Raw genomic sequence first — 8,389 nt, forward strand, 5'->3', positions numbered from 1 at the left:
CCCCCGTGCGCCATCATGCCGGCACCGGTACCAGTTTGTTACCACGCGGGGCGGGCAGGGCCCGCCTCCGCGGTGCTGCCTAGAACGTCGTGCGTACGCCCAGCTTGACGCTGCGCCCTGCCAGCGGCGCGATGTCGCGCAGGATCGAGGTGGCGCTGCGGGCGTCCTGGTTGGTCAGGTTGTCGCCGCGCAGGTAGACCAGCGTCTGGGTGCCCGCCATCTTGAACTTGTACGTGACGGACACGCCAAGCAAGGTGTACGCATCGGTGGGCGTGTCGTTGGACGGCACGCGCGTCTGGCGGGCGGCGTAGGTCACGTCCGCGCGCGCGCCCCACGGGCCGGCGCCGTACACCACCGCGCCGCCCAGGCGCAGCGGGGACAGGCGTGGCAGCGGCTGGCCGGTGTTGCGGTTCTCGCCGCGCACGTAGTCCGCGCGGGCCTCCAGATCCACCGTGTCGCTGCCGGTCAGCAGCTTCTGCCACACACGTGCCTTGCCTTCGGCCTCGAAGCCGTACAGGGTGGCGGGCACGCCCATGTATTGCATCACGGGCAATGCGCCGGCGCTGCCGGGCGTGACAAAATCGCCTTCCGCGTCGCGCGCGGTGCCGGTGTTGGTGAGCGCCAGGTAGTTCGCGAAGCGGCTGTAGTAGCCCGACAGGCCGGCGCTGTGCGGGCCCGACTTGAAGCGCACGCCCAGGTCCAGCGAGGTGGCGCGTTCCTTGTTGGCGTTGGGGTCGCCCTGCTCCCACGAGCCGGTAGCCACGTGGGGGCCATTGGCGTACAGCTCGTAGAAGGTCGGGGCGCGCTCCGTGTAGGCCAGGTTGGTGGTCAGCGACCAGGCCGGCGCCAGCTTGTAGAGCAGGCCGGCCGAGGCGCTGCCGGCGTTGAAGCTGCGGCTGGCGTCGGAGAAGCGGTCGTTGCCGTTGGCCTGCGCCTTCACGCTGGTGTGGTCCATGCGCCCGCCCAGGTTGAGCTTGAGATCGCCGCTGGCGCTCAGCGGCATTTCCTCGAAGATGAACAGGGCCGCGTTGTCGGTGTCGGTGCTCGGCACGAAGGCTTCCTCGCCAAGCGCCGAGAAGCGGGTCGAGCCGAACTGGGTGCCGATCACGCCCGTCATGTTGCCGATGCGCGCGTGCTTGGCCTCGAAGCGTGCGTCCCAGCCGTTGTTCTTGAAGATGGTGCCGGTCTGGCCGGAGTCGATCTCCTTGTGTTCGTAGTCGGTATAGCTGAACTTGCCCTTGACCGACTCGATGAAGCCGCCGGTGTTGCCGGCCAGGTTGCGCGCCTCGCCTTCGAGCGCGAAGCGCTGCTGGCGCATCTGCAGCCGCACGGTGTCTTCGGCGGGGGTGCCGTATTCGTTGTGGTATTCGCTGTAGTTGGCGCCGACGAAGCCGTCGGCCCAGGTGTAGGCGCCGCCCAGCGAGCCGCCCGACTGCTGCGCGTTGCTGTTGGGCAGGCGGCCGTAGGCCTCGCTTTCGCCTTCCGGCAGCGGCTGGCTGTTGCGCAGGCTGGCGCTGCGCGCGTAGCCGGGGATGCGCAGGTTGCTGGTCTTGCGGGCGAAGGCGTCGGCGTGGATGGCGATCTGGCCATTGCCGGCCTCGAGCAGGCCGCTGGCGTTGCGCGCGCTGTCGCCGCCGGCTGTGGCGCTGGCGTCCACCGCGCCGCCGACGCCCTGGATCGGCTCCTTCGGGATGCGGTTGTCGATGATGTTGACCACGCCGCCGATGGCGTTGCCGCCGTACATCAGCGCGGCCGGGCCGCGCACCACTTCAATGCGCTCGGCCACCAGCGGATCGATCGGCACGGCGTGGTCGTTGGACAAGGTGGAGGCGTCGACGGTGGTGCCGCCGTTCTGCAGCACCTTGATGCGGTCGCCGTCCAGGCCGCGGATGATCGGGCGGCTGGCATTCGGGCCGAAGTAGCTGGAGGACACGCCCGGCAGCTTGTCCAGGGTGTCGCCCAGCGTGCTGCCCTGGCGCACGGCAAGGGCATCGCCGCTGAGGGTGGAGACTGGCGCCACCAGGTCGGTGAGCTCGCTGCCCAGCGGGTTGGCGGTGATGACCACCTCGCGCAGGGTGGCCGCGGGTGTGGCCGGGGTGCCAGGGGTGGACGCGCTGGCTGCGGCCGGGGCCGCCGGGTTGCTTTGCGCGAAGGCGCCGGTGGAAACGGAGGCGGAAGCGATCAGGGCCGCAATGGCGGCAAGCGGCGTGCGCCGCAGGTTTTTTTCTTGTTGGAAACGGAAAGACATGGCTCGCATTGTTCTTGGATGCTATCGAGCGCATGGCGCCAGTGGCCGAACGCCGGCAGCGCGCCGCCTGGCGCAAAATGCGCGGGATGGCGGCGGGCAGGGGTGTTCGGGAGCGTGGCGCGATGCGACAGGCGGCGGGCGGCGGCTTGGCGGCCGCGGCCCGGGCTTCAGGCGAGAGCGTGAACGGCCGGTGGGGCGCGCGAGCGGAAAGGCTGGGGATGCTGCAGGTCGGGCCGGCGCCAGCCTACGCTGAACGGAACCGGCGATTGCAGGTGCGTGAGCGCCGGCATGACTGGCGTGCCGCAATGGCTGGCAGCCACGGTGGCGCCATCGAACAAGACGCAGAAATGTCCCGCCAGCTTGAGCGAGAGGGGAAGATCGGGGTCGGCGCCGAAAGCCGTGAGGGCGGGCTCGCCGTCATTGGCGTCGTTGGCGTCATTGGCGGTACTGGCGGCAGCCTGCAGCGCCGGGCTGAGCAGCCCGCCGTGGTGGATGCGGTGCGTGAGCCCGGCGTGCTGGGCCAGTACCAGGCATAGCGCCAGCCAGAGCGCCGGCCACAGGCCGAGGCCGCGGGCGCGGCTGCGCTGCAGGCGTTGCCAGGGCACGACGGCGTCAGTGGCCATGCCCGCCGTGGTCGTGGTCATCGCAACCGCAGTCGTCGCCGTGCTCGTGGTCGTGGTCGTCCAGGCCGTCGTCCCAGCTCGGGAACGGGTCGGTGTACTGCGCCCAGGCATCCGGGCCGGCAGTCATTTCCGCGTCGGTCAGCAGGCAGGCGTCCAGCAGCGCTTCGAGCGCGGGGCGGTCAAGGTCCTGGCCGATCAGCACCAGTTCCTGGCGCCGGTCGCCAAAGGGAGCGGGTTTGCCGTCCACCGTCATATCGGCTTCGAGCTCGGCGCGGCCGGCCTCGTCGTGCGGCCATTCGGACGAATCCAGCGCGGCCCACCAGGCGCCGGCGCCGCCGTGGCGGCACACGCCGCCGGCCTGGCCCCAGGTGCCGGCCGCGTGCATGCGCGTGGCCAGCCAGAAGAAGCCCTTGGAGCGCAGCACGTTGCCATGCTCGCGCAGCCACTCGGTGTGGATCAGGTCGGCAAAGCGCTGCGGATGGAAGGGGCGGCGGCGGCGGTAGACGAAGCTGCCGATGCCGTAGGCCTCGCTCTCCGGCACATGCTCGCCGCGCAGTTCGGCCAGCCAGCCCGGGGCGGCTGCGGCGGCGTCGAAGTCGAAACGGCCGGTGTCGAGAATGCTCTCCAGCGCAACCTTGCCAAAGCTGGCCGGCACGATGGCCGCGCGCGGGTTGAGCGAATGCAGGATGCCGCTCAGGCGCTCGCGCTCGGCCTCGCTGACGAGGTCGAGCTTGTTGAGCACGATCACGTCGCAGAACTCGACCTGCTCGATCAGCAGGTCGACCACCGTGCGGTCGTCGTCCTCGTCGCGCGCCTGGCCGCGGTCCTGGAGGAAGTCGGCTTCGTTGAAGTCTTGCAGGAAGTGCGCGGCATCGACCACCGTCACCATGGTGTCCAGGCGGGCGATGGCGTCCAGCGCCACGCCTTGCTCATCCTCGAAGGTGAAGGTCTCCGCGATGGGCAGCGGCTCGGCGACCCCGGTCGACTCGACCAGCAGGTAATCGAAGCGGCCCTCGCGCGCCAGCTTGCCGATCTCGGTCAGCAGGTCCTCGCGCAGCGTGCAGCAGATGCAGCCATTGGTCAGCTCGATCAGGCGCTCGCCAGCCTGCGCCAGCATGCCGTCGCCAAGCAGGCGGGCGTCGATATTGACGTCCGCCAGGTCGTTGACGATCACAGCCACCCGCTTGCCTTCGCGGTTGGCCAGGACATGATTGAGCAGGGTTGTCTTGCCGGCACCGAGGAATCCGGACAGCACGGTGACGGGCAGGCGATCGGCCATGGCATCGAGGCGCGCCGGGGTTGGGCGCGTGTTATTGCAACAAAGTTGCGACTGTATCAGAAAGCAGGGGGGAAAGCCGGCAATTCGGAGAGCGCGATGGCCGCACGAATCCAGCCGTTCCTAATGATAGGCCCGTGCCTGTGACACCACAAAGGCGAAAGACGAAAGGACGCGATGCCTGGCGGGGCGTGCCGCTCAAACAAAACGGCCCGGAGAACCGGGCCGTCTGGCGCGCGGGGCGACGGCCCCGGGCAGTCGCGGAATCAGTCGCCGAACAGCTTCTGGCGCAGTTCGCGGCGTTGCTGGGCTTCCAGCGACAGCGTGGCGGTGGGGCGGGCCAGCAGGCGCGGCACGCCGATCGGCTCGCCGGTTTCCTCGCACCAGCCGTAGTCGCCGGACTCGATGCGGGCCAGCGATTGCTCGACCTTCTTGAGCAGCTTGCGCTCGCGGTCGCGCGTGCGCAGTTCCAGCGCGTGCTCTTCCTCGATGGTGGCGCGGTCGGCGGGATCCGGCACGATGACCGTTTCGCGCAGGTGCTCGGTGGTCTGGTCGGCGTTTTTCAGGATATCGTCGCGCAGCTGCTCAAGGCGATGTTTGAAGAAGCCGAGTTGCGCTTCGTTCATGTAATCCTTGTCGCCCATCTTCAGGATTTCAGCTTCAGTCAGAAGTTTATTGCTGCTCATGGTTGCTGCTGATTCTCTTGTTGGTGCGACCGGCGGCGTCTTGGTCCGCTCGGGTGCAGTGTCCGGCCGCTTGCGCGGCGCGGAGGTTTCGCTCTGGCTGGCTGCAGACTTGCTGCTGTGCGTGCCTCCCTTGGCCTCGCCCGCACCGGCGTGCGCCGTACTGCCGCGGGGAGCAGGCGCAGCCTCCATGGACTGTGCCTTCAGCGTCTCGGCCGCAGCGCTGCTGCTTTTGCTGCGGCTTTCTTTCGTTTTCGTTGCGGCTACCATGGGACACCTCTCTCTCGCGTCGATCGATGACGGCGCGTGACGGGTGCCCCAAGCGGAGGGCGGTCTCCGCATGAAGCACTGCGACCGCACCTGCCGGCAGCCCGCCTCATGCTGACGACGACCGCCGTCCTGCATTGCGGGCGCCGTCGCCAAAGGACAAAAGGCTACGTTACCCGCACTAAATCCAGCCTATTGTACTTGAACAAAAAATTTGGAGATATGGGAGAAAAGCGGGGAGTTTTCCCTGATATCCCAGCCCCCCTCCGACGAGGGGGGTGGCAGGGTGGGCGGCGCTGCCCGTCGGCTTCAGGCCAGGCAGGTGGCGAGGCCCTTCAGGATGGCGTCCTTGGGCAGGTCCACGCCAATGAAGACCATCTTGGTGCCGGGGGTTTCATCGCCCCATTTGGCGCCGATATCGCTGCCCATCAACTGATGCACACCCTGGAAGACCACTTTCCGGTCCACCGCGTCCATATAGAGTACGCCTTTGTAACGCAGCAGGTGTTCCCCGTAGACCGACAGGATGCCGGACAGGAATTCCTCCAGCTTGGCGTAATTGAAGGGTTTTTCGCTGCGGAAGACGAACGAGCCGATGCGGTCGGCGTGGTGGTGGTGATGGTGGTGGTCGTGCTTGTGACCATGGCCGTGATCGTGCCGGTCATGGCCGCAGTCATCCTCGCAGTGGTCGCCATGGGCGTGTTCGTGCGCGTGGTCGTGATCGTGCTCTTCGGCCTCGGCACGCAGGAAATCCGGGTCGATTTCCAGCTTTTCGTTCAGGTTGAAGCCCCGAAGGTCAAAGATTGTGTCTATCGGCGCTTCGCCGAAATGCGCCGTGCGCACGGGCGCGCGCGGGTTCATGTGCAGCAGGCGGTGGCGCAGGTCTTTGATCCCGCCCTCCGGCACCAGGTCCGCCTTGGTGATGAAGATGGCGTCGGCGAAGCCAACTTGGCGCTGCGCTTCTTCCTGCTTGTCGAGCTGCCGGTTGGCGTGCTTGGCGTCCACCAGGGTGATCACGGCGTCCAGCAGGTAGCGCTGGGCGATCTCGTCGTCCATGAAGAAGGTCTGGGCCACGGGGCCGGGGTTGGCCACGCCCGTGGTTTCGATCACGACGCGGTCGAAATCGATCTCGCCGGCGTCGCGCCGGGTCATCAGCTGCGACAGCGCCGCCACCAGGTCGCCGCGGATGGTGCAGCAGATGCAGCCGTTGCTCATCTGCACGATCTGCTCGCGGCCATCCTGCACCAGGATCTCGTTGTCGATGTTCTCTTCGCCGAACTCGTTTTCGATCACGGCGATCTTCATGCCGTGCTGCTCGCTCAGGATGCGCTTGAGCAGGGTGGTCTTGCCGCTGCCGAGGAAGCCGGTCAGGATCGTGACCGGGATCAGTTTGGACATTGTTTTCTCCGGGAAGGGATACCGCTTTGGCCTGTCGTACGCGGGGTAAGTGGTGTTTGGATAACTTGTTCGTTCATGTAGCGCGCGGGCGGGGCCGTCGCTCAGCCGTGCTTGCCATGGGTGCGTGCGCCGCATTCGGCGCAAACGCCGTTTACGGTCAGCTCCACATGCTCCACGGCGAAGCCGCTTGGCACCTTGGGCGCGGCTTGCGCCGGCGCGCTGACGCCGTCCAGGCAGAAAGTGCGGTCGCAGCGGTTGCAATGGAAGTGGCTGTGCTGCCGGTGCACCTGGGCGCGCGCTGCCTCGTGCTCGACCAGGCTGAAGCGGAAGACGCGGTCGTGGCCGGCCCGTTTCTGGGCCAACCCTTGCTCGACCAGCCAGTCGAGCACGCGGTACACGGTCACGCGGTCGATCGCTTCGCCATCGGCCGGCATGCGGTCGATCACGGCTTGGTGGGTCAGCGGTTCATGGCTTTCCATCAGGCAGGCCAGGATGCCAAGGCGCGGCTGGGTCACACGGGCGCCCAGTTCGCGCAGGCGTTCGTGGGCGGCGTCCAGGGTAGCCGGCGCGGGGGACATGGCGGATGCAGGCATGGCCTGGGTGGGGGAGGGGCTGCTGCTCATGGACCGATTTAACCATAGCGCCCCAGGTGATGCAATTCAGTTGCGTCAACTCGTTGCCCTGGCTGCCGTGCGCGGCGTGCGTCCCGTCGCGCTCCCGCTTTGCGTCTATCATCGCCAGCAGGCCCCCGAGACGCGAGGAGACACCCCATGCAGAACGACGCCAGCGCCCTGCTGTTCCCCAATTTCGAGTCCTTTCGCCTGCACATCGGCGACGTGGGGATCGCCGGCGTGCGCGGCGGCTCCGGGCCGCCCTTGTTATTGCTGCACGGCCATCCGCAGAGCCACCTGATCTGGCACAAGGTGGCGCCGGCGCTGGCCGACCGCTTTACCGTGATCGCCACCGACCTGCGCGGCTACGGCGGCAGCAGCGCGCCGCCGGGCAGCGCCGGCCACGAGAACTACAGCAAGCGCGCAATGGCGCAGGACCAGGTGGCGGTGATGGCGCAGCTGGGTTTCGACCGCTTCGCGCTATGCGCCCACGACCGTGGCGCGCGCGTGGCGCACAGGCTGATCGCGGACCATCCGGGCCGGGTCACGCGTGCCATGCTGCTGGACATTGCGCCCACGCTGGCCATGTACGAGCGCACCAGCATGGCGTTTGCCGCCGCCTACTGGCACTGGTTCTTCCTGATCCAGCCGGCGCCGTTCCCGGAAACGCTGATCAATGCGGAACCCGAGTTCTACCTCAACAGGCTGATGGGCCTGCGCCACGCCGGGCTGAGCCCGTTCGCCCCCGACGCGATGGCCGCATATACCGCCGCCATGCGCGATCCGGCCCACGTGCACGCGATGTGCGAGGACTACCGCGCGGCGGCCACCATCGACCTGGACCATGACCGCGCGGACCGCGCCGATGGCCGCAGGCTGGATTGCCCGCTACGCGTGCTGTGGGGAGAGCACGGCGTGGTGGCCCGCTGTTTCGAGCCGCTGTCGCTGTGGCAGGAGGTGGCGAGCGAGGTCAGCGGCCGCGCGGTGCCTTGCGGGCATTACATCCCGGAGGAGGCGCCCGAGGTACTGCAGGAGGAAATGCTCGACTTCTTCTGCTGATCTTCTGCTGGTCTCCTGTTGTTGCCTTGTTGCTGTCCTGTTGCCTCCCGATTCCCGCAGGCTGCGGCGAGTTCGATACATTTGGCGTGATTTTTGCGAAGAAATGTCTTAGCGGGTTATTCCGGATATTTGCCACTTTTCGACATTGATAGCATTGCGCTCCGGTCGCGCGGCCCAAGCCGCGGCGGCCGTATGCGCTGTGCCCGCGTCATGGTCGGGGGGGG

Annotated in this window: 7 protein-coding genes; 1 reads left to right on the top strand and 6 read right to left on the bottom strand. The window is 67.6% G+C overall.

Annotated features, from left to right (window positions below):
* Positions 1-79: 79 nt before the first annotated feature.
* The 6 genes from ACYP5B_RS49245 to ACYP5B_RS49270 all read right to left on the bottom strand — a co-directional run bounded on the left by ACYP5B_RS49245 (position 80) and on the right by ACYP5B_RS49270 (position 7,118).
* Entirely contained in the window at positions 80-2,248 is a 2,169-nt protein-coding gene (locus ACYP5B_RS49245; protein ID WP_459574755.1) for a TonB-dependent receptor, read from the bottom strand.
* Between the two features lie 167 nt (positions 2,249-2,415).
* Entirely contained in the window at positions 2,416-2,892 is a 477-nt protein-coding gene (locus ACYP5B_RS49250) for a hypothetical protein (RefSeq protein WP_459574756.1), read from the bottom strand.
* The gene (gene zigA, locus ACYP5B_RS49255; RefSeq protein WP_459574757.1) at positions 2,861-4,150 is read right to left on the bottom strand and encodes a zinc metallochaperone GTPase ZigA; all 1,290 of its coding nucleotides are present in this window, start codon (positions 4,148-4,150) and stop codon (positions 2,861-2,863) included. The genes ACYP5B_RS49250 and zigA overlap by 32 nt, the downstream gene beginning before the upstream one ends.
* Before the next feature lie 263 nt (positions 4,151-4,413).
* Positions 4,414-4,833, bottom strand: coding sequence for an RNA polymerase-binding protein DksA (dksA, locus tag ACYP5B_RS49260; protein WP_006164034.1), 420 nt, complete (start codon positions 4,831-4,833; stop codon positions 4,414-4,416).
* Between the two features lie 573 nt (positions 4,834-5,406).
* Complete coding sequence (locus tag ACYP5B_RS49265; RefSeq protein WP_459574758.1) at positions 5,407-6,495, bottom strand: CobW family GTP-binding protein; 1,089 nt, start codon at positions 6,493-6,495, stop codon at positions 5,407-5,409.
* Between the two features lie 101 nt (positions 6,496-6,596).
* Positions 6,597-7,118, bottom strand: coding sequence for a Fur family transcriptional regulator (locus ACYP5B_RS49270; protein ID WP_267605214.1), 522 nt, complete (start codon positions 7,116-7,118; stop codon positions 6,597-6,599).
* Positions 7,119-7,265: 147 nt separating this feature from the next.
* Between ACYP5B_RS49270 and ACYP5B_RS49275 the strand changes: the two genes are divergently transcribed.
* Positions 7,266-8,165: an alpha/beta fold hydrolase gene (locus tag ACYP5B_RS49275; protein ID WP_400097444.1), complete on the top strand. Its 900-nt coding sequence runs from the start codon at positions 7,266-7,268 to the stop codon at positions 8,163-8,165.
* The last annotated feature ends 224 nt before the right edge of the window (positions 8,166-8,389 follow it).

The organism is Cupriavidus sp. 8B, assembly GCF_054589115.1.